This window comes from Mycobacterium sp. DL99, assembly GCF_004762045.1.
Classification (GTDB): domain Bacteria; phylum Actinomycetota; class Actinomycetes; order Mycobacteriales; family Mycobacteriaceae; genus Mycobacterium.
The window spans coordinates 4,698,874-4,719,349 of sequence record NZ_SJOM01000007.1 but is presented as its reverse complement, the minus strand read 5'-3'; the positions used below and the strand labels follow the sequence as shown (position 1 = coordinate 4,719,349).

Annotated in this window: 17 protein-coding genes, 2 rRNA genes and 1 other annotated feature; of the genes, 18 read left to right on the top strand and 1 reads right to left on the bottom strand. The window is 63.1% G+C overall.

The genetic code is table 11. The features are described from left to right. Positions 1 to 34: 34 nt before the first annotated feature. The 15 genes from rpmE to EYZ64_RS22915 all read left to right on the top strand — a co-directional run bounded on the left by rpmE (position 35) and on the right by EYZ64_RS22915 (position 12,908). Complete coding sequence (gene rpmE, locus EYZ64_RS22985; RefSeq protein ID WP_019344296.1) at positions 35 to 277, top strand: 50S ribosomal protein L31; 243 nt, start codon at positions 35 to 37, stop codon at positions 275 to 277. A gap of 84 nt (positions 278 to 361) precedes the next feature. After that, on the top strand, positions 362 to 1,438 hold the full coding sequence (gene prfA, locus EYZ64_RS22980) for a peptide chain release factor 1 (RefSeq protein WP_135457011.1): 1,077 nt from the start codon (positions 362 to 364) through the stop codon (positions 1,436 to 1,438). Then, the gene (gene prmC, locus EYZ64_RS22975) at positions 1,435 to 2,304 is read left to right on the top strand and encodes a peptide chain release factor N(5)-glutamine methyltransferase (protein ID WP_135457009.1); all 870 of its coding nucleotides are present in this window, start codon (positions 1,435 to 1,437) and stop codon (positions 2,302 to 2,304) included. Before prfA ends, prmC begins: the two co-directional genes overlap by 4 nt. A 30-nt stretch (positions 2,305 to 2,334) precedes the next feature. Beyond that, positions 2,335 to 2,997, top strand: coding sequence for an L-threonylcarbamoyladenylate synthase (locus tag EYZ64_RS22970; protein ID WP_135457006.1), 663 nt, complete (start codon positions 2,335 to 2,337; stop codon positions 2,995 to 2,997). A 10-nt stretch (positions 2,998 to 3,007) separates the two neighbouring features. Then, positions 3,008 to 4,252, top strand: coding sequence for a glycosyltransferase family 4 protein (locus EYZ64_RS22965; RefSeq protein WP_450070148.1), 1,245 nt, complete (start codon positions 3,008 to 3,010; stop codon positions 4,250 to 4,252). A gap of 266 nt (positions 4,253 to 4,518) precedes the next feature. Then, on the top strand, positions 4,519 to 4,965 hold the full coding sequence (locus EYZ64_RS22960; RefSeq protein WP_135457002.1) for an ATP synthase subunit I: 447 nt from the start codon (positions 4,519 to 4,521) through the stop codon (positions 4,963 to 4,965). 10 nt (positions 4,966 to 4,975) lie between these two features. After that, positions 4,976 to 5,752, top strand: coding sequence for a F0F1 ATP synthase subunit A (atpB, locus tag EYZ64_RS22955; RefSeq protein WP_167857935.1), 777 nt, complete (start codon positions 4,976 to 4,978; stop codon positions 5,750 to 5,752). Between the two features lie 81 nt (positions 5,753 to 5,833). After that, positions 5,834 to 6,094, top strand: a complete 261-nt coding sequence (locus tag EYZ64_RS22950; protein WP_003888102.1) for a F0F1 ATP synthase subunit C — start codon at positions 5,834 to 5,836, stop codon at positions 6,092 to 6,094. A gap of 9 nt (positions 6,095 to 6,103) precedes the next feature. After that, complete coding sequence (locus tag EYZ64_RS22945; RefSeq protein WP_135457000.1) at positions 6,104 to 6,619, top strand: F0F1 ATP synthase subunit B; 516 nt, start codon at positions 6,104 to 6,106, stop codon at positions 6,617 to 6,619. Then, a complete protein-coding gene (locus EYZ64_RS22940; RefSeq protein ID WP_135456998.1) occupies positions 6,620 to 7,954 on the top strand; it encodes a F0F1 ATP synthase subunit B/delta in 1,335 nt (444 codons plus the stop codon). Positions 7,955 to 8,000: 46 nt separating this feature from the next. Then, the gene (gene atpA, locus EYZ64_RS22935) at positions 8,001 to 9,650 is read left to right on the top strand and encodes a F0F1 ATP synthase subunit alpha (RefSeq protein ID WP_135456996.1); all 1,650 of its coding nucleotides are present in this window, start codon (positions 8,001 to 8,003) and stop codon (positions 9,648 to 9,650) included. 7 nt (positions 9,651 to 9,657) lie between these two features. Next, on the top strand, positions 9,658 to 10,581 hold the full coding sequence (locus EYZ64_RS22930; RefSeq protein WP_135456995.1) for a F0F1 ATP synthase subunit gamma: 924 nt from the start codon (positions 9,658 to 9,660) through the stop codon (positions 10,579 to 10,581). A 41-nt stretch (positions 10,582 to 10,622) separates the two neighbouring features. After that, positions 10,623 to 12,050, top strand: coding sequence for a F0F1 ATP synthase subunit beta (atpD, locus tag EYZ64_RS22925; RefSeq protein WP_090428634.1), 1,428 nt, complete (start codon positions 10,623 to 10,625; stop codon positions 12,048 to 12,050). Between the two features lie 30 nt (positions 12,051 to 12,080). Beyond that, positions 12,081 to 12,446 carry a F0F1 ATP synthase subunit epsilon gene (locus EYZ64_RS22920; RefSeq protein WP_135456993.1) on the top strand — a complete coding sequence of 122 codons (366 nt, stop codon included), beginning with the start codon at positions 12,081 to 12,083 and terminating at the stop codon, positions 12,444 to 12,446. A gap of 15 nt (positions 12,447 to 12,461) precedes the next feature. Beyond that, entirely contained in the window at positions 12,462 to 12,908 is a 447-nt protein-coding gene (locus tag EYZ64_RS22915) for a DUF2550 domain-containing protein (RefSeq protein ID WP_167857934.1), read from the top strand. Here the strand turns inward: EYZ64_RS22915 and EYZ64_RS22910 are convergent. Next, positions 12,902 to 13,474 carry a cob(I)yrinic acid a,c-diamide adenosyltransferase gene (locus EYZ64_RS22910; protein ID WP_135456990.1) on the bottom strand — a complete coding sequence of 191 codons (573 nt, stop codon included), beginning with the start codon at positions 13,472 to 13,474 and terminating at the stop codon, positions 12,902 to 12,904. The genes EYZ64_RS22915 and EYZ64_RS22910 overlap by 7 nt on opposite strands. A 97-nt stretch (positions 13,475 to 13,571) precedes the next feature. Between EYZ64_RS22910 and murA the strand changes: the two genes are divergently transcribed. From murA to EYZ64_RS22895, 3 genes are all read left to right on the top strand, one after another. Continuing rightward, positions 13,572 to 14,828 (top strand): UDP-N-acetylglucosamine 1-carboxyvinyltransferase, encoded by a 1,257-nt coding sequence (murA, locus tag EYZ64_RS22905; protein WP_135456989.1) that lies wholly within the window; start codon positions 13,572 to 13,574, stop codon positions 14,826 to 14,828. 374 nt (positions 14,829 to 15,202) lie between these two features. Then, a 16S ribosomal RNA gene (locus EYZ64_RS22900) occupies positions 15,203 to 16,720 on the top strand. A 380-nt stretch (positions 16,721 to 17,100) separates the two neighbouring features. After that, positions 17,101 to 20,225, top strand: a 23S ribosomal RNA gene (locus EYZ64_RS22895). The 16S and 23S rRNA genes sit together here, the layout of an rRNA operon. A 152-nt stretch (positions 20,226 to 20,377) precedes the next feature. Further along, positions 20,378 to 20,463 (top strand) — a sequence feature (5S ribosomal RNA rRNA prediction is too short). The last annotated feature ends 13 nt before the right edge of the window (positions 20,464 to 20,476 follow it).

Here is a 20,476-nt window from a genome sequence, read left to right as displayed (position 1 = left end):
GTGGGCGACCCGGGCCAACGATTGAAGAGGAACCATGAAAACAGGCATTCACCCTGAGTATGTCGAGACCACGGTGCACTGTGGTTGCGGCAATACCTTCCAGACCCGTAGCACCAAGCAGAGCGGCCAGATCGTGGTCGAGGTCTGCTCGCAGTGCCACCCGTTCTACACCGGCAAGCAGAAGATCCTCGACAGCGGCGGCCGCGTGGCCCGCTTCGAGAAGCGGTACGGCAAGCGCAAGCCTGCCGGTGATCAGGCTGCCGCAGCCGACAAGTAGCTACGTCAACGGCGCCCGATCTGTCGCATATGCGTCAGATCTGGGCGCTGTTCTCGTTTCCGGAGAAAGTTGGAGGAGGCTGACGTGACGGATACCGCACCCGCGATCGAGGCGCTGCTCGCTGAGTACGCGGACCTGGAGCGCCAGCTCGCCGATCCCAACCTGCACGCCGATGCATCCGCCGCCCGCAAGGTGGGCCGGCGCTTCGCCCAGGTGTCGCCGGTCGTGGGTACCTACCGCAAGTTGGACGCCGCCCGCGGCGACCTGGAGGCTGCCCGCGAACTCGCCGCCGACGACGCCAGCTTCGCCGCCGAGGTGGACGAGCTGACCGCCAAGGTCGCCGAACTCGACGCCCAGCTGACCGATCAGCTAGCCCCCCGCGATCCCCACGATGCCGATGACATCGTGTTGGAGGTCAAGTCCGGGGAAGGCGGGGAGGAGTCGGCACTGTTCGCCGCCGACCTGGCCCGCATGTACATCCGGTATGCCGAACGGCACGGCTGGACCGTCACGGTGCTCGACGAGACGTGGTCTGACCTCGGCGGCTACAAGGACGCCACCATCACCATCGCCAGTAAGGGCGATTCCGCCGACGGTGTGTGGTCGCGGATGAAGTTCGAGGGTGGCGTGCACCGGGTGCAGCGCGTGCCTGTCACCGAATCGCAGGGCCGCGTGCACACCTCGGCCGCGGGCGTGCTCGTCTACCCCGAGCCCGAAGACGTCGAGCAGGTGCAGATCGACGAATCCGACCTGCGCATCGACGTGTACCGGTCCTCGGGCAAGGGCGGCCAGGGCGTGAACACCACCGACTCCGCGGTCCGCATCACCCACCTGCCCACGGGTATCGTCGTGACCTGCCAGAACGAGCGCTCGCAGCTGCAGAACAAGGCCCGGGCCATGGTGGTGCTCGCCGCTCGATTGCAGGCACTGGCGGAGGAGCAGGCATCGGCCGACGCATCGGCCGACCGGGCCAGCCAGATCCGCACGGTCGACCGCAGCGAGCGGATCCGCACCTACAACTTTCCCGAGAACCGGATCGCGGATCACCGCATCAACTTCAAGGCGCACAACCTCGACCAGGTGCTCGACGGGGACATGGACGCACTGCTCGACGCGCTGGCCGCCGCCGACAAACAGGCCCGGCTGCAGCAGCAGTCATGACCCGGCCCGCCGGGGGAGGCACCACCCGGCTGCGGCAGACGATCGAAGCCGCAACGGCACGCCTGGCCGCCGCCGGCGTCGCCTCCCCGCGCATCGACGCCGAACTGCTCGCCGCGCACGTCGCGGGTGTCGACCGCAGCCGGCTGCTGTTCCTCGACGATCCCGGTGACCGGTTCGAGCAGGCCTACGACGAACTCGTCGCCGCCCGGGCCCGCCGGATTCCCCTGCAACACCTGATCGGCACCGCGCCGTTCGGCCCGTTGACGCTCGCGGTCGGCCCCGGGGTTTTCATTCCCCGGCCGGAGACCGAGGCGCTGCTGGAATGGGCTTGGGCGCAACAACTTCCGGACAACCCGGTGATCGTCGACCTGTGCACGGGTTCGGGTGCGTTGGCGCTGGGGCTGGCCGCGAAGTGGCCCGACGCCCGGGTGCTGGCCGTGGAGAACTCGCCGGCGGCCCTGGAGTTCGCGCGTCGCAACGCGGCAGGGACGCGCGTCGAAATCTTGGACGCCGACGTCACCACCCCGGGACTGTTGCCCGAACTCGACGACCGGGTGGACCTGCTGGTGTCCAACCCGCCCTACATCCCCGAGGCTGCGGTCCTGGAACCCGAAGTGGCCGAACATGATCCTGTGCCTGCGTTGTTTGGCGGCCCCGACGGCATGTCGGTGATCCGGCCGATCGTCACGCTGGCCGCCCGGTGGTTGCGCGACGGTGCGCTCTGCGCCGTCGAGCACGACGACACCACATCCGAGCTCTCCGTCGAGGCCTTCACCCGCGACGGGCACTTCACCGAGGTCACCGCGCGCCGTGACCTCGCCGGGCGACCCCGCTTTGTGACGGCGACCCGTATTGGGAGAAGCTGAGTTGATGCGCGCACCGACCGGGGAGTCGACATGACCATCTTCGATTGCACCGACGCCGATCAGCGTGCGACCGGTATCGCCTCGGCGGTCAGCGCGGTCAAAGGTGGCCGCCTTGTGGTGATGCCGACCGACACCGTCTACGGCATCGGCGCCGACGCGTTCGACTCGGACGCGGTGGGTTCGCTTTTGGCCGCCAAGGGCCGGGGCCGCAACATGCCGGTCGGTGTGTTCGTCGGTTCGTGGAACACCATCGACGGGCTCGTCTATTCGGTCCCCTCAGCGGCCCGCGAATTGATCCGGGCATTCTGGCCGGGGGCGCTGAGCCTGGTGGTTACGCAGGCCCCCTCACTGCAGTGGGATCTCGGAGACGCCAACGGCAGCGTCATGCTGCGGATGCCGCTGCACCCGGTGGCCATCGAGTTGCTACGGGAAGTCGGCCCCATGGCCCAGTCCAGCGCCAATGTCTCGGGCCAGCCCGCCGCGGTGACGGCAGCGCAGGCCCACGAGCAACTCGGCGACAAGGTCGAGGTCTATCTCGACGGCGGGCCCGCCGAACAACAGGCCGCATCCACCATCGTCGACCTCACCGGCACCCAGCCCCGCATCCTGCGGACCGGCCCGATCAGTGCGGGGGACATCGCTAGGGTCCTTGGCGTGGAAACGTCCACGCTCACAACAACACCTACGGAGTGATCTCAGCTTGCTGCAGTACGGTTCATCGGTGATGTCGGCCGGTGACGCAGTGATCCCCGCGGTCAATTCCGGCCTTCTCGCGCTGTCGGACCGGGGGGCCGGTGTGCCGCTGCGTGAGCTGGCGCTCGTCGGGTTGACCGCCGCGATCATCACTTACTTCGCCACCGGTTGGGTGCGGGTGGTGGCCATCCGGCTCGGCGCCGTCGCCTATCCCCGCGAACGTGACGTACATGTGCAGCCGACTCCGCGGATGGGCGGGCTCGCGATGTACATCGGGGTGGCTGCCGCGGTGCTGCTGGCCTCCCAACTGCCGGCACTCACTCGGGGTTTCGTCTACTCCACCGGCATGCCCGCGGTCGTGGTCGCGGGCGGGCTGATCATGGCCATCGGGCTGATCGACGACCGCTGGGGCCTGGACGCCCTGACGAAGTTCGCCGGGCAGATCACCGCGGCCAGCGTGCTGGTGACGATGGGTGTGGCGTGGAGCGTGCTCTACATCCCGTTCGGGGGAGTGGGCACGATCGTGCTCGACCAGGTGTCCTCGATCCTGCTGACGCTCGCACTCACGGTGTCGATCGTCAACGCGATGAACTTCGTCGACGGGCTCGACGGTCTGGCCGCGGGCCTGGGGCTCATCACCGCCCTCGCCATCTGTGTGTTCTCGGTCGGGCTGCTGCGCGACCACGGCGGCGACGTCCTGTTCTATCCACCCGCGGTGATATCGGTGGTGCTGGCCGGGGCCTGCCTGGGTTTCCTGCCGCACAACTTCCACCGGGCCAAGATCTTCATGGGCGACTCCGGGTCGATGCTGATCGGCCTCATGTTGGGCGCGGCGTCGACGACGGCTGCCGGGCCGATCTCGCAGAATGCCTACGGCGCACGCGACGTCTTCGCGCTGATGTCGCCGTTCCTCCTGGTGATCGCCGTGATGCTGGTGCCTGCCCTGGACACGTTGCTGGCCATCGTGCGGCGCACCCGGGCCGGCCGCAGTCCGCTCAGCCCGGACAAGATGCATCTGCATCACCGCTTGCTGCAGATCGGGCACTCGCATCGCCGCGCCGTGCTGCTGATCTACCTGTGGGTGGGCATCATCGCCTTCGGTGCGGCAGCGACGATCTTCTTCGATCCGCGCTACACCGGAGCAGTCGTGGTGGCCGCCATTCTGGTGGCGATCGTGGTGACTCTGATTCCCCTGTTACAACGTGGAAGCGAAGGCTCCGAGGACGAGCACGAGGCGAAGTACGACGAAAAGTAGTAGGCCAGATTTAGGGGTGCCTACCATGTGTTAGTCTGCTGCCAGAACCCGAAAAACCTCGCGGGTTGCCGGCCCGGCCCATCGGTTCGACGAACCGTCAGGTGCCGATCAACGACCGACAAAGGGAGCTACCCCGTGGGTGATTCGAGCCCGCCCGCAGCCCTCCGATATTCTCGGCGGGCATGCACAGGCTTTTGCCAGGGGATAGCAACCGTTGGCACCTCCGAGGGTGCAGCTTTTTGTGACAGCGGGATTGGGGTGAAGCAGTGACGACGCCAGCGCACGACGCGCCGTTGGTGTTCCCGTCGGTGGCCTTCCGGCCGCTGCGTCTGCTGATTGTTTGCGTTGTCCTGACCGCGCTGGCCATCTTGGCCGCCGGATTCACCGGACACATTTTCTTCGGCGTCTTCTTCGGTGTCGGCCTGGCCCTCGGCTTGGTCAACGCCTTGCTGGTGCGCCGGGCCGTCGAAGCGATCACGGCCGAAGACCACCCGCTCAAGAAGAAGATGGCCGTGAACTCCGCGACACGGCTGTTGATCATCACCGCGATCGCCCTCGGCATCGCATTTGTCTTCAAAACCTCGGGCGGCATCGCGGTGCTGTTCGGGCTGGCGATTTTCCAGGCTCTGCTGGTGATGAGCACCAGCATCCCCGTGCTGCGGAAGATCCGCTCGAACGGCCTGGATGTCTTGGATACGGAATCGAAGGGTTGAGCTGACCTATATGACTCAGACGACGACCGTGCTCGCCGCCGAAGAGGGTGGCGCTGCCATCCACGTCGGCCACCACACGATGGTGTTCGAGCTGTTCGGGATGACGTTCAACGGTGACACCATCCTGGCCACCGCGGTCACCGCGGTGATCGTGATCGCCCTGGCATTCATCCTGCGGGCCAAGGTCACCTCGACCGGCGTCCCGGGCGGTGTGCAGCTGTTCTGGGAGGCCCTGACCATCCAGATGCGCGGCCAGATCGAGGCCGCGATCGGCATGAAGGTCGCGCCGTTCGTGCTGCCGCTGTCGGTGACGATCTTCGTCTTCATCCTTGTCTCCAACTGGCTGTCGGTGCTGCCGCTGCAGTACGGGGGAGCGGACGGCGCCGCCGCCGAGTGGTACAAGCCGCCGGCCTCTGACATCAACTTCGTGCTGGCGCTGGCCCTGTTCGTGTTCATCTGCTACCACGCGGCCGGCATCTGGCGCCGCGGCATCATCGGCCACCCGGTGAAGGTGCTCAAGGGTCACGTTCCCGCGCTGATGCCGATCAACATCGTCGAGGAACTCGCCAAGCCGATCTCGCTGGCCCTCCGTCTTTTCGGCAACATCTTCGCCGGCGGCATCCTCGTCGCGCTGATCGCGATGTTCCCCTGGTACATCCAGTGGGCGCCCAACGCGATCTGGAAGACCTTCGACCTGTTCGTCGGCCTGATCCAGGCCTTCATCTTCTCGCTGCTGACGATCCTGTACTTCAGCCAGTCGATGGAGCTGGATCACGACGAGCACTGAGCATGACCGGCTAGACCCCTACAACTGCAGGACACGAACCTCTGGCGGCACAGCCACCAGTTATCAAGGAGGATAAAAGGAATGGAACTCGACCCCAACGCCCTCATCACGGCCGGCGCGCTGATCGGTGGCGGTTTGATCATGGGCGGCGGCGCCATCGGCGCTGGTATCGGTGACGGTATCGCGGGTAACGCGCTGATCTCGGGCATCGCCCGTCAGCCCGAGGCCCAGGGCCGGCTGTTCACCCCGTTCTTCATCACCGTCGGTCTGGTGGAGGCCGCGTACTTCATCAACCTGGCCTTCATGGCGCTGTTCGTCTTCGCCACCCCGGGCCTGCAGTAGTCCATCAGCATGGGTGAACTGAGCGCAACGATCCTGGCTGCGAGCCAGGCAGCCGAGGGAGGCGGTGGGGGCCAGAGCAACTTCCTGGTCCCCAACGGCACCTTCTTCGCCGTGCTGATCATTTTCCTGATCACGCTCGCCGTGATCGCGAAATGGGTTGTGCCACCGGTCGGCAAGGTGCTGGCAGAGCGCGAAGCGATGCTGGCGAAGACCGCCGCCGACAATCGGAAGTCGGCCGAACAGGTGGCCGCGGCACAGGCCGATTACAACGAGGCGATGGCCGGGGCACGCACCCAGGCATCGGCAATCCGTGACGAGGCTCGCGCAGCGGGTCGCGAGGTGGTCGACGCCAAGCGCGCCGAGGCGAGCACCGAAGTGGCCGAGACCGTGCGCCAGGCCGATGAGCAGCTTGCTGCTCAGAGTGCCGAGGTGCGGTCGGGCCTGGAGTCGTCCGTGGACGGACTCTCGCAGACCCTGGCCAACCGAATTTTGGGCGTCGACGTGAAATCAGGTGGGACGCAGTAGATGTCGATATTTATCGGGCAGCTGATCGGCTTTGCCTTCATCGCATTCATCATCATCAAGTGGGTGGTGCCGCCGGTGCGGAGCCTGATGCAGAAGCAGCAGGACGCCGTGCGGGTCGCGCTCGCCGAGAGCGCCGACGCGGCCAAGAAGCTCGCCGACGCCGATGAGATGCATGCCAAGGCGCTCGCCGAGGCCAAGGCCGAATCGACCAAGGTGACCGACGAGGCCTCGCAGGACTCCGAGCGGATCACCGCTCAGCTGGCCGAGCAAGCCGGCACCGAGGCCGAGCGGATCAAGGCGCACGGCGCCCAGCAGGTTCAGCTGATGCGCCAGCAGCTCATCCGCCAGCTGCGGACCGGTCTGGGATCGGAGTCGGTGGCCAAGGCCGACGCTCTGGTCCGGGCACACGTCGCCGACCCGGCCGCCCAGGCGGCCACCGTCGACCGGTTCCTCGCCGAGCTGGACCAGATGGCCCCGTCGGCCGTGCTGATCGACACCGCCGCAACCGCGAAGCTGCGAGCCGCGAGCCGCGAGTCGCTGGCGGTCGTGGTCGACAAGTTCGACTCCGTCGCAGGCGGTCTGGATGCCGACGGGCTGACCACGCTGGCCGAGGAACTGACCTCGGTGGCCAGGCTGCTGCTGTCGGAGTCGATGCTCACCAGGCATCTGGCCGAGCCGACCGACGACGCTGCCGCCAAGGTCGAGCTGGTCGACCGACTGTTGTCGGGCAAGGTCGGCAACACCGCACTGGACGTGCTGCGGACCGCCGTCTCGCAGCGCTGGTCGACCGAAGCGAACCTGGTCGACGCGATTGAACACACCGCACGTCTGGCGCTGCTCAAGCGCGCCGAGACCGCCGGTGAGGTCGACGAGGTGGAGGACCAGCTGTTCCGGTTCGGCCGCCTCCTCGACGCCGAGCCCAAGCTCTCGGCCCTGCTCAGTGACTACACCACCCCGGTCGACGGTCGGATTGCCTTGCTGGACAAGGTGCTTGGCGACGCGGGTGGGACCGGGACGGCGGCCGCGCTGTTGGCCCAGACTGTGGGACTGCTGCGCGGCGAGCGTGCCGACGAGGCCGTCATCGACCTCGCCGAGCTCGCAGTTTCCCGCCGCGGCGAGGTGGTCGCTCACGTGACTGCCGCGGCTGACCTGACCGATGCCCAGCGGACCCGGCTGTCGGAGGTGCTCACCCGCATCTACGGACACCCGGTGTCAGTGCAGCTGTATGTCGACCCGGAACTGCTCGGTGGTCTGTCGATCACCGTCGGTGACGAAGTGATCGACGGCTCGATCTCGTCCCGACTGGCCGCCGCGGCGACCCAGCTGCCGGACTAACCCGAACCAAGAACCACCCAAGAACAAGGTAGGAAGACGAAAAACCATGGCAGAGTTGACAATCTCGGCTGCTGATATCGAAGGTGCCATCGAGGACTACGTATCCTCGTTTTCCGCCGACACCGAGCGTGAAGAGATCGGCACCGTCGTCGATGCCGGTGACGGCATCGCTCACGTCGAGGGCCTGCCCTCGGTCATGACCCAGGAGCTCCTCGAGTTCCCGGGCGGTGTGTTGGGTGTGGCACTCAACCTCGACGAGCACAGCGTCGGCGCCGTCATCCTGGGTGAGTTCGAAAAGATCGAAGAAGGCCAGCAGGTCAAGCGCACCGGCGAGGTGCTCTCGGTGCCGGTCGGCGACGCGTTCCTCGGTCGCGTCGTCAACCCGCTCGGCCAGCCGATCGACGGCCAGGGCGACATCGAGTCCGAGACCCGGCGCGCACTCGAGCTGCAGGCCCCTTCGGTGGTGCAGCGCCAGGGCGTGTCCGAGCCGCTGCAGACCGGTATCAAGGCCATCGACGCCATGACCCCGATCGGCCGTGGCCAGCGTCAGCTGATCATCGGTGACCGCAAGACCGGCAAGACCGCGGTCTGCGTCGACACCATCCTCAACCAGCGCGAAGCCTGGGAGACCGGCGACCCCAAGCAGCAGGTGCGCTGCGTGTACGTCGCCATCGGCCAGAAGGGCACCACCATCGCCAGCGTGAAGCGCGCGCTGGAAGAGGGTGGCGCGATGGAGTACACCACCATCGTCGCGGCCCCCGCGTCCGATCCGGCCGGCTTCAAGTGGCTGGCACCGTACACCGGTTCGGCCATCGGCCAGCACTGGATGTACGACGGCAAGCACGTGCTGATCGTCTTCGACGACCTCTCCAAGCAGGCCGACGCCTACCGCGCCATCTCGCTGCTGCTGCGCCGCCCGCCGGGCCGCGAGGCATTCCCCGGCGACGTCTTCTACCTTCACTCCCGTCTGCTGGAGCGTTGCGCCAAGCTCTCCGACGAGCTGGGCGGTGGTTCGATGACGGGTCTGCCGATCATCGAGACCAAGGCCAACGACATCTCGGCGTTCATCCCGACCAACGTCATCTCGATCACCGACGGCCAGTGCTTCCTGGAGTCCGACCTGTTCAACCAGGGTGTGCGACCGGCCGTCAACGTCGGTGTGTCGGTGTCCCGCGTCGGTGGCGCCGCGCAGATCAAGGCCATGAAAGAGGTCGCGGGTTCGCTGCGTCTGGATCTCTCGCAGTACCGCGAGCTGGAGGCCTTCGCGGCCTTCGCCTCGGATCTGGATGCGGCCTCCAAGGCTCAGCTGGATCGCGGTGTCCGCCTCGTCGAGCTGCTCAAGCAGGCGCAGTACAGCCCGCTGGCGGTCGAGGATCAGGTCGTCTCGATCTTCCTCGGTACCCAGGGCCACCTGGATTCGGTTCCGGCCGAGGACGTCACCCGCTTCGTCGACGAGCTGCTGGAGCATGTCAAGGCCAGCCACTCCGACATCCTCAAGAGCATCAAGGAGACCAAGAAGCTCTCCGAGGAGTCCGAAGCCAACCTTGTTGCGGTGATCAACGAGTTCAAGAAGGGCTTCGCCGCCACCGACGGCAGCTCCGTGGTTGTCAAGGAGGCCGATGCTGATGCACTGGACCCCGAGGACCTGGAGAAGGAATCGGTCAAGGTCCGCAAGCCGGCTCCGAAGAAGGCCTAGGTAACCAATGGCAGCCACACTTCGCGAGCTACGCGGGCGTATCCGCTCCGCTTCGTCGATCAAGAAGATCACGAAGGCACAGGAGCTGATCGCCACGTCGCGGATCGCCAAGGCGCAGGCCCGGGTCGACGCGGCCCGGCCCTACTCCACCGAGATCACCAACATGCTCACCGAGCTTGCGGGCGCCAGCGCGCTGGATCACCCGCTGCTCGTGCAGCGGGAGAACCCCAAGCGGGCCGGTGTGCTCGTGGTGTCCTCGGATCGCGGTCTCTGCGGCGGTTACAACGCCAACGTGCTGCGCCGGGCCGAAGAACTGTTCTCGCTGCTGCGGGAACAGGGCAAGAGCCCGGTGCTCTACGTCGTCGGCCGGAAAGCGCTGGGCTACTACAGCTTCCGGCAGCGGACGGTCACCCAGTCGTGGACCGGCTTCTCCGAGCGGCCCACCTACGAGAACGCCAAGGAGATCGCCGACACTCTGGTGGCGACGTTCATGTCCGGCGCCGATGACGAGGGCGACGATGCAGGAGCCGACGGCATCTTGGGTGTCGACGAACTCCACATCGTCTCCACCGAATTCCGTTCGATGCTCTCGCAGACCGCGGTGGCCCATCAGATCGCGCCGTTGGTCGTCGAGTACGTCGGGGAGCCGGACACCGGTCCGCACACGCTGTATTCGTTCGAGCCGAATGCCGAGGACCTGTTCGACGCATTGCTGCCGCGTTACATCGCCACCCGCGTGTACGCAGCACTGCTGGAGGCGGCCGCCTCGGAGTCGGCTTCGCGCCGGCGCGCCATGAAGTCGGCCACCGACAACGCCGACGATCTGATCAAGGCACTCACGCTCGCGGCCAACCGCGAACGTCAGGCGCAGATCACCCAGGAAATCAGCGAGATCGTGGGCGGCGCGAACGCGCTGGCCGACGCGCGCTAGCCGGACCAAAGACGAAAGCCTCGTAGGAAAGCGAAGAGAGAATGACTGCTACTGCAGAAAAGACCGCGGGCCGCGTAGTCCGCATCACCGGCCCGGTGGTGGATATTGAGTTTCCGCGCGGCGCCGTGCCCGAGCTGTTCAACGCGCTGCACGCCGATATCACCTATGGCGCGCTCGCCAAGACCCTGACGCTTGAGGTTGCCCAGCACCTCGGCGACAGCCTGGTTCGCTGCATCTCCATGCAGCCCACCGACGGCCTGGTGCGTGGCACCGACGTCCGCGACACCGGCGCCTCGATCTCGGTGCCGGTCGGCGACGGTGTCAAGGGCCATGTGTTCAACGCCCTCGGCGACTGCCTCGACGAGCCCGGCTACGGCAAGGACTTCGATCACTGGTCGATCCACCGCAAGCCGCCGGCCTTCGCCGACCTGGAGCCCCGCACTGAGATGCTGGAGACCGGTCTGAAGGTCGTCGACCTGCTCACGCCGTACGTGCGTGGTGGCAAGATCGCCCTGTTCGGTGGTGCCGGTGTGGGTAAGACGGTTCTGATCCAGGAGATGATCAACCGTATTGCCCGCAACTTCGGTGGTACCTCGGTGTTCGCCGGCGTGGGTGAGCGCACCCGCGAGGGCAACGACCTGTGGGTCGAGCTCGCCGACGCAAACGTGCTCAAGGACACCGCATTGGTGTTCGGCCAGATGGACGAGCCGCCAGGCACCCGTATGCGCGTCGCCCTGTCGGCGCTGACCATGGCCGAGTACTTCCGCGACGAGCAGAACCAGGACGTGCTGCTCTTCATCGACAACATCTTCCGGTTCACCCAGGCCGGTTCCGAGGTTTCGACCCTGCTGGGTCGTATGCCTTCGGCCGTGGGTTACCAGCCGACGCTGGCCGACGAGATGGGTGAGCTCCAGGAGCGCATCACCTCGACCCGTGGTCGCTCGATCACCTCGATGCAGGCCGTGTACGTGCCTGCCGACGACTACACCGACCCGGCCCCGGCCACCACGTTCGCCCACCTGGATGCCACCACCGAGCTTTCGCGTGCGGTGTTCTCCAAGGGCATCTTCCCCGCGGTGGACCCGCTGGCTTCGTCCTCGACGATCCTGCACCCCAGCGTCGTCGGCGACGAGCACTACCGCGTCGCTCAGGAAGTCATCCGGATCCTGCAGCGCTACAAGGATCTTCAGGACATCATCGCCATCCTCGGTATCGACGAGCTGTCGGAAGAGGACAAGGTTCTGGTGTACCGCGCCCGTAAGATCGAGCGCTTCCTGAGCCAGAACATGATGGCGGCCGAGCAGTTCACCGGCCAGCCGGGTTCGACCGTGCCGCTCAAGGAGACCATCGAGGCCTTCGACAAGCTGGCCAAGGGCGAGTTCGATCACCTGCCCGAGCAGGCGTTCTTCCTCATCGGTGGCCTGGACGACCTGGCGAAGAAGGCCGAAAGCCTCGGCGCCAAGCTGTGATGAGCGCTCTAGCCCGAAAGGTGGTGTGGAATGGCTGAATTGAACGTTGAGATCGTTGCCGTCGAGCGTGAGCTCTGGTCCGGCACCGCTACGTTCGTCTTCACCCGGACCACCGCTGGTGAGATCGGCATCCTGCCGCGGCACATTCCGTTGGTGGCGCAGCTGGTCGACGACGCCATGGTGCGAGTCGAGCGCGAAGGCGAGGACGACCTGCGTATCGCCGTTGACGGTGGTTTCCTGTCGGTGACCGAGGAGACAGTCCGGATCCTGGTGGAGAACGCTCAGTTCGAAACCGAGATCGACGCCGACTCGGCCAAGCAGGATGCAGAGTCCGACGACGAGCAGACTGCGGCCTGGGGCCGTGCACGCCTGCGCGCGCTCGGCCAGATCGACTGACGACAGAGACGACAGATGAGCGCGCCCATGATCGGCATGGTCGCGCTCGTCTGCGTTCTGCTCCTTTTGGTCAGTGCCCTGAGTTACCGGCTGTGGAAACTACGTCAGGTTGGTGGAACAGCCGCCATCCTGCGTGACTTTCCCGCCGAAGGCGGTAGTGGCTGGCGCCATGGTGTGATGCGCTACCGCGGAGGGGAGGCCGGTTTCTACCGGCTGTCCAGCATGCGGTGGTGGCCTGACCGGCAATTGAGCCGGCGGGGGCTGGAAGTGGTGTCGCGTCGCGCCCCGCGTGGCGACGAGTTCGACATCATGACCGCCGCGACGGTCATTCTCGAACTTCGCGACCACAGTCCCGAGCGCCGGCAAGGGTATGAGATCGCCCTGGACCGGGGCGCCTTGACGGCATTCACCTCCTGGCTGGAATCGCGGCCATCGCCGCGGGCCCGGCGGCGCAATTACTGAGCGGCTCCGGGCTTCCAGAGCACGTCCCCATCCGGGTTCGCCACCCGCGACAGGATGAACAGCAGGTCTGACAACCGGTTGAGGTACTTCGCCGGCAGAACGCTCACCGATTCACCGTGCTCCTGCACCGCGATCCATGCCGACCGCTCAGCGCGGCGGGCCACAGTTCGCGCGACGTGCAACAGTGCGGACAGGGGAGTTCCGCCGGGCAGGATGAACGAATTCAGCGCAGGCAGCGCCTCGTTGAACTCGTCGCACCACTTCTCCAGCCGGTCGATGTAGGCCTGCGAGATTCGCAGCGGTGGGTGCTCGGGGTTCTCCACGACGGGGGTGGACAGATCGGCGCCGGCGTCGAACAGATCGTTCTGAATCTGCCGCAATACCGCCAGGATGTGCTGATCGGGTCCGCCGAGAGCGACTGCGACGCCGATGGCAGCGTTGGCTTCGTCACAGTCGGCGTAGGCCGCCAACCTCGAATCATTCTTGGAAACCCTGCTGAAATCACTCAGCCCGGTCGTGCCGTCGTCGCCGGTGCGGGTGTAGATACGGGTGAGATGAACCGCCATAGCTGAACCGTACCGGGCTCGTGGACACGTTGGCCGGGCCCGCCGGATCTGTGCGAGCAGGCGGAAACTCGACGCCGGGCTGTTTACACTAACCGGCGTGAGCGAGCGTTTCTTGGTGACCGGAGGCAGCCGGTTATCAGGCGAAGTTGCTGTCGGTGGCGCGAAGAACAGTGTGCTGAAACTGATGGCGGCCTCGTTGCTTGCCGAGGGCACGAGCACGATCACCAATTGCCCTGACATCCTTGACGTGCCGCTGATGGCCGAGGTCCTGCGCGGGTTGGGCGCCACCGTCGAGCTGGACGGCGACACCGTGCGCATCACATCGCCCGACGAACCCAAGTACGACGCGGATTTCGCGGCGGTCCGTCAGTTTCGCGCCTCGGTGTGTGTGCTGGGCCCGCTGGTAGGACGGTGCAAGAAGGCGAAGGTTGCGCTTCCGGGTGGTGACGCCATCGGATCGCGGCCCCTGGACATGCACCAGGCCGGGCTCCGCCAACTGGGTGCGACCTGCAATATCGAGCACGGTTGTGTGGTGGCCGAGGCCGACCATCTGCGGGGTGCCGAGATCCAACTGGAGTTCCCGTCCGTGGGGGCGACGGAGAACATCCTCATGGCCGCGGTGCTGGCCGAAGGTGTCACCACCATCCACAACGCGGCGCGCGAGCCGGACATCGTCGACATCTGCGCCATGCTCAACCAGATGGGTGCCAAGGTCTCCGGCGCGGGGACCTCGACGCTGACGATCACCGGTGTCGATCGGCTCTATCCCACGGAACACCGGGTGATCGGTGACCGGATCGTGGCGGCGACCTGGGGGATAGCCGCGGCGATGACGCGCGGCGACATCTCGGTGACGGGCGTGGACCCACAGCACCTGCAGCTGGTTCTGCACAAGTTGCACGACGCCGGTGCCACCGTGACCCAGAACGATGACGGCTTCCGGGTGGTGCAGTACGAGCGGCCCAAGGCGGTCAACGTGGCGACGCTGCCGTTCCCGGGATTCCCGACCGACCTGCAGCCGATGGCGATCGGGTTGGCCGCAGTGGCCGACGGTACGTCGATGATCACCGAGAACGTGTTCGAAGCTCGCTTCCGGTTCGTCGAGGAGATGATCCGGTTGGGTGCCGATGCGCGGACAGACGGCCACCATGCCGTCGTGCGCGGGATCCCGCAGCTTTCGAGCGCGCCGGTGTGGTCGTCGGACATTCGCGCCGGCGCCGGCCTGGTGCTCGCCGGCCTGGTCGCCGACGGCGAGACCGAGGTCCACGACGTGTTTCACATCGATCGCGGGTACCCGTTGTTCGTCGAGAACCTGCTGATTTTGGGAGCGGAGATCGAGAGGGTAAGCTCTTAGAAAGTGCCGGAGCGCAGCAAGTTTCACCAGCTGCTGAAGGCCTAGCTCAGGGAGTTTGACTCCCCGCCAGTTCGGTACTAGGCTGGCGGAGTTGCCTCGGTCCGGATGAAACAAGCCAGGACGGGCAGCTTGACAAGCCAGTGAGACTTGATTAAGCTGGTGAGGTTGCCCCAAAACAGGGCGGCGAAGAAGTAAAGTCTGTTGTTTGAGAACTCAATAGTGTGTTTGGTGGTTTTTGTTTGTTGTTTTTTGGCCACGCTCTTTTTCCCGTTTAGGGTGTGGTTGTTTGTTTTTTGATGCCAGTTTGTTGGTGTCTTTTGTTTTGATCGGATTTTTCTGATTCGAATTCTGCCTGTCTTTGGATGGGAAGTTTTTGTTTGGAGAGTTTGATTCTGGCTCAGGACGAACGCTGGCGGCGTGCTTAACACATGCAAGTCGAACGGAAAGGCCCTTCGGGGTACTCGAGTGGCGAACGGGTGAGTAACACGTGGGTGATCTGCCCTGCACTTTGGGATAAGCCTGGGAAACTGGGTCTAATACCGAATATGACCATGCTCTTCATGGAGTGTGGTGGAAAGCTTTTGCGGTGTGGGATGGGCCCGCGGCCTATCAGCTTGTTGGTGGGGTAATGGCCTACCAAGGCGACGACGGGTAGCCGGCCTGAGAGGGTGACCGGCCACACTGGGACTGAGATACGGCCCAGACTCCTACGGGAGGCAGCAGTGGGGAATATTGCACAATGGGCGCAAGCCTGATGCAGCGACGCCGCGTGAGGGATGACGGCCTTCGGGTTGTAAACCTCTTTCAATAGGGACGAAGCGCAAGTGACGGTACCTATAGAAGAAGGACCGGCCAACTACGTGCCAGCAGCCGCGGTAATACGTAGGGTCCGAGCGTTGTCCGGAATTACTGGGCGTAAAGAGCTCGTAGGTGGTTTGTCACGTTGTTCGTGAAAACTCACAGCTTAACTGTGGGCGTGCGGGCGATACGGGCAGACTAGAGTACTGCAGGGGAGACTGGAATTCCTGGTGTAGCGGTGGAATGCGCAGATATCAGGAGGAACACCGGTGGCGAAGGCGGGTCTCTGGGCAGTAACTGACGCTGAGGAGCGAAAGCGTGGGGAGCGAACAGGATTAGATACCCTGGTAGTCCACGCCGTAAACGGTGGGTACTAGGTGTGGGTTTCCTTCCTTGGGATCCGTGCCGTAGCTAACGCATTAAGTACCCCGCCTGGGGAGTACGGCCGCAAGGCTAAAACTCAAAGAAATTGACGGGGGCCCGCACAAGCGGCGGAGCATGTGGATTAATTCGATGCAACGCGAAGAACCTTACCTGGGTTTGACATGCACAGGACGCCAGTAGAGATATTGGTTCCCTTGTGGCCTGTGTGCAGGTGGTGCATGGCTGTCGTCAGCTCGTGTCGTGAGATGTTGGGTTAAGTCCCGCAACGAGCGCAACCCTTGTCTCATGTTGCCAGCACGTAATGGTGGGGACTCGTGAGAGACTGCCGGGGTCAACTCGGAGGAAGGTGGGGATGACGTCAAGTCATCATGCCCCTTATGTCCAGGGCTTCACACATGCTACAATGGCCGGTACAAAGGGCTGCGATGCCGTGAGGTGGAGCGAATCCTTTCAAAGCCGGTCTCAGTTCGGATCGGGGTCTGCAACTCGACCCCGTGAAGTCGGAGTCGCTAGTAATCGCAGATCAGCAACGCTGCGGTGAATACGTTCCCGGGCCTTGTACACACCGCCCGTCACGTCATGAAAGTCGGTAACACCCGAAGCCGGTGGCCTAACCCTTGTGGAGGGAGCCGTCGAAGGTGGGATCGGCGATTGGGACGAAGTCGTAACAAGGTAGCCGTACCGGAAGGTGCGGCTGGATCACCTCCTTTCTAAGGAGCACCAATTCGATTCCCCCGCCCCCGCGACTGTGGGATCAGTGCGGTTGGGATATTCAGTCAGGGATCTGTAGTGGGTTCCTGGTGGGTGCAAATGACAAACGTTGAGCCGGCGAGGGAAATCGCTGGTGATGAAACTGCTGAACACACTATTGGGCTTTGAGACAACAGGCCCGTTTTTCCCTGGCCCCTGTGTGGGGTGGGAGGCGTGTTGTTGCTCCATCTTTGGTGGTGGGGTGTGGTGTTTGATTTGTGGATAGTGGTTGCGAGCATCTAGCACGCGAAATGTGTGGTCTCACTCCTTGTGGGTGGGGCCTGGTTTTGTGTGCGATTGATGTGCAATTTCTTTTGAAACTCATTTTTTGGTTTTTGTGTTGTAAGTGTTTAAGGGCGCATGGTGGATGCCTTGGCACTGGGAGCCGATGAAGGACGTTGGAGGCTGCGATATGCCTCGGGGAGCTGCCAACCGAGCGTTGATCCGAGGATGTCCGAATGGGGAAACCCAGCACGAGTGATGTCGTGTTACCTGTATCTGAATACATAGGGTGCAGGAGGGAACGCGGGGAAGTGAAACATCTCAGTACCCGTAGGAAGAGAAAACAAAAGTGATTCCGTGAGTAGTGGCGAGCGAAAGCGGAGGATGGCTAAACCGTATGCATGTGATACCGGGTAGGGGTTGTGTGTGCGGGGTTGTGGGACCTGTTTTTCCAGTTCTACCTGACTGGAGGGTAGTGAGAAAATGTCGTGGTTAACGGAAGTGGTTTGGGATGACCTGCCGTAGACGGTGAGAGCCCGGTACGTGAAAACCTGACATCTACCTTAATGGTGTTCCCGAGTAGCAGCGGGCCCGTGAAATCTGCTGTGAATCTGCCGGGACCACCCGGTAAGCCTGAATACTTCCCAGTGACCGATAGCGGATTAGTACCGTGAGGGAATGGTGAAAAGTACCCCGGGAGGGGAGTGAAATAGTACCTGAAACCGTGCGCTTACAATCCGTCAGAGCCCTCGACTTGTCGTGGGGTGATGGCGTGCCTTTTGAAGAATGAGCCTGCGAGTCAGGGACATGTCGCGAGGTTAACCCGTGTGGGGTAGCCGCAGCGAAAGCGAGTCTGAATAGGGCGTATCCAATCCGTAGGGGTTGGTGTAGTGGTGTGTTCTGGACCCGAAGCGGAGTGATCTACCCATGGCCAGGGTGAAGCGCGGGTAAGACCGCGTGGAGGCCCGAACCCACTTAGGTTGAAGACTGAGGGGATGAGCTGTGGGTAGGGGTGAAAGGCCAATCAAACTCCGTGATAGCTGGTTCTCCCCGAAATGCATTTAGGTGCAGCGTCACATGTTTCTTGTTGGAGGTAGAGCTACTGGATGGCCGATGGGCCCCACAGGGTTACTGACGTCAGCCAAACTCCGAATGCCGACAAGTCCAAGAATGTGGCAGTGAGACGGCGGGGGATAAGCTCCGTGCGTCGAGAGGGAAACAGCCCAGATCGCCGGCTAAGGCCCCTAAGCGTGTACTAAGTGGAAAAGGATGTGCAGTCGCGAAGACAACCAGGAGGTTGGCTTAGAAGCAGCCACCCTTGAAAGAGTGCGTAATAGCTCACTGGTCAAGTGATTGTGCGCCGATAATGTAGCGGGGCTCAAGTACACCGCCGAAGCCGCGGCAACGTATTTATACGTTGGGTAGGGGAGCGTCCTGCATCCGGTGAAGCAGCAGAGTGATCTAGCTGTGGAGGGTGTGGGAGTGAGAATGCAGGCATGAGTAGCGAATAGGCAAGTGAGAACCTTGCCCGCCGAAAGACCAAGGGTTCCTGGGCCAGGCCAGTCCTCCCAGGGTGAGTCGGGACCTAAGGCGAGGCCGACAGGCGTAGTCGATGGACAACGGGTTGATATTCCCGTACCCGTGTATGTGCGTCCATGATGAATCCATTGTGCTAACCATCCAAAACCGTCGTGACCGATCCCTTCGGGGTGAGGCGTTGACGGGGCTGCGTGGGACCCCGGTGGGTAGTAGTCAAGCGATGGGGTGACGCAGGAAGGTAGCCGTACCAGTCAGTGGTTGTACTGGGGTAAGCCGGTAGGGAGAAACGTAGGCAAATCCGCGTTTCATTAATCCTGAGAGGTGATGCATAGCCGTTTGAGGCGAATTCGGTGATCCTATGCTGCCAAGAAAAGCCTCTAGCGAGGACATACACGGCCCGTACCCCAAACCAACACAGGTGGTCAGGTAGAGAATACTAAGGCGTACGAGTGAACTATGGTTAAGGAACTCGGCAAAATGCCCCCGTAACTTCGGGAGAAGGGGGACCCACATGGCGTGACGGATCTTTACGGTCTTGAGCGTGAGTGGGTGGCACAAACCAGTGAGAAGCGACTGTTTACTAAAAACACAGGTCCGTGCGAAGTCGCAAGACGATGTATACGGACTGACGCCTGCCCGGTGCTGGAAGGTTAAGAGGACCTGTTAACCCTTCGGGGTGAAGCAGAGAATTTAAGCCCCAGTAAACGGCGGTGGTAACTATAACCATCCTAAGGTAGCGAAATTCCTTGTCGGGTAAGTTCCGACCTGCACGAATGGCGTAACGACTTCTCAACTGTCTCAACCATAGACTCGGCGAAATTGCACTACGAGTAAAGATGCTCGTTACGCGCGGCAGGACGAAAAGACCCCGGGACCTTCACTACAACTTGGTATTGGTGCTCGATACGGTTTGTGTAGGATAGGTGGGAGACTGTGAAATTCACACGCCAGTGTGGGTGGAGTCGTTGTTGAAATACCACTCTGATCGTATTGGGCCTCTAACCTCGGACCGTATATCCGGTTCAGGGACAGTGCCTGGTGGGTAGTTTAACTGGGGCGGTTGCCTCCCAAAATGTAACGGAGGCGCCCAAAGGTTCCCTCAACCTGGACGGCAATCAGGTGTTGAGTGTAAGTGCACAAGGGAGCTTGACTGCGAGACATACATGTCGAGCAGGGACGAAAGTCGGGACTAGTGATCCGGCACCTCTGAGTGGAAGGGGTGTCGCTCAACGGATAAAAGGTACCCCGGGGATAACAGGCTGATCTTCCCCAAGAGTCCATATCGACGGGATGGTTTGGCACCTCGATGTCGGCTCGTCGCATCCTGGGGCTGGAGCAGGTCCCAAGGGTTGGGCTGTTCGCCCATTAAAGCGGCACGCGAGCTGGGTTTAGAACGTCGTGAGACAGTTCGGTCTCTATCCGCCGCGCGCGTCAGAAGCTTGAGGAAATCTGTCCCTAGTACGAGAGGACCGGGACGGACGAACCTCTGGTATACCAGTTGTTCCACCAGGAGCACCGCTGGATAGCCACGTTCGGACAGGATAACCGCTGAAAGCATCTAAGCGGGAAACCCCCTCCAAGACCAGGCTTCTCACCCTTTTAGAGGGATAAGGCCCCCCGCAGACCACGGGATTGATAGACCAGACCTGGAAGCCTAGTAATAGGTGTAGGGAACTGGCACTAACCGGCCGAAAACTTACAACAACCAACAAACACCAAATGTTTGATGAGTTTCAGTAAGACGCACATCTGCTACGCAACCACACCACAAACACACACGACACTTGTGTCGGGCGTGCTACACGCACCCCACCACCAAAACACAAGATGTACACTCAACAACGAGTGAATAGAGTTACGGCGGTCCATAGCGGCAGGGAAACGCCCGGTCCCATCCCGAACCCGGAAGCTAAGCCTGCCAGCGCCGATGATACTACCCTTTCGGGTGGAAAAGT

Coding starts and splice junctions, on each gene's coding strand:
- EYZ64_RS22915 (WP_167857934.1), top strand. CDS start 12,462: ATGAGCGCGCCCATGATCGGCATGGTCGCGCTCGTCTGCGTTCTGCTC.
- EYZ64_RS22920 (WP_135456993.1), top strand. CDS start 12,081: ATGGCTGAATTGAACGTTGAGATCGTTGCCGTCGAGCGTGAGCTCTGG.
- EYZ64_RS22970 (WP_135457006.1), top strand. CDS start 2,335: ATGACCATCTTCGATTGCACCGACGCCGATCAGCGTGCGACCGGTATC.
- atpD (WP_090428634.1), top strand. CDS start 10,623: ATGACTGCTACTGCAGAAAAGACCGCGGGCCGCGTAGTCCGCATCACC.
- EYZ64_RS22910 (WP_135456990.1), bottom strand. CDS start 13,474: ATGGCGGTTCATCTCACCCGTATCTACACCCGCACCGGCGACGACGGC.
- atpA (WP_135456996.1), top strand. CDS start 8,001: ATGGCAGAGTTGACAATCTCGGCTGCTGATATCGAAGGTGCCATCGAG.
- EYZ64_RS22945 (WP_135457000.1), top strand. CDS start 6,104: ATGGGTGAACTGAGCGCAACGATCCTGGCTGCGAGCCAGGCAGCCGAG.
- atpB (WP_167857935.1), top strand. CDS start 4,976: ATGACTCAGACGACGACCGTGCTCGCCGCCGAAGAGGGTGGCGCTGCC.
- EYZ64_RS22950 (WP_003888102.1), top strand. CDS start 5,834: ATGGAACTCGACCCCAACGCCCTCATCACGGCCGGCGCGCTGATCGGT.
- EYZ64_RS22930 (WP_135456995.1), top strand. CDS start 9,658: ATGGCAGCCACACTTCGCGAGCTACGCGGGCGTATCCGCTCCGCTTCG.
- rpmE (WP_019344296.1), top strand. CDS start 35: ATGAAAACAGGCATTCACCCTGAGTATGTCGAGACCACGGTGCACTGT.
- prmC (WP_135457009.1), top strand. CDS start 1,435: ATGACCCGGCCCGCCGGGGGAGGCACCACCCGGCTGCGGCAGACGATC.
- EYZ64_RS22940 (WP_135456998.1), top strand. CDS start 6,620: ATGTCGATATTTATCGGGCAGCTGATCGGCTTTGCCTTCATCGCATTC.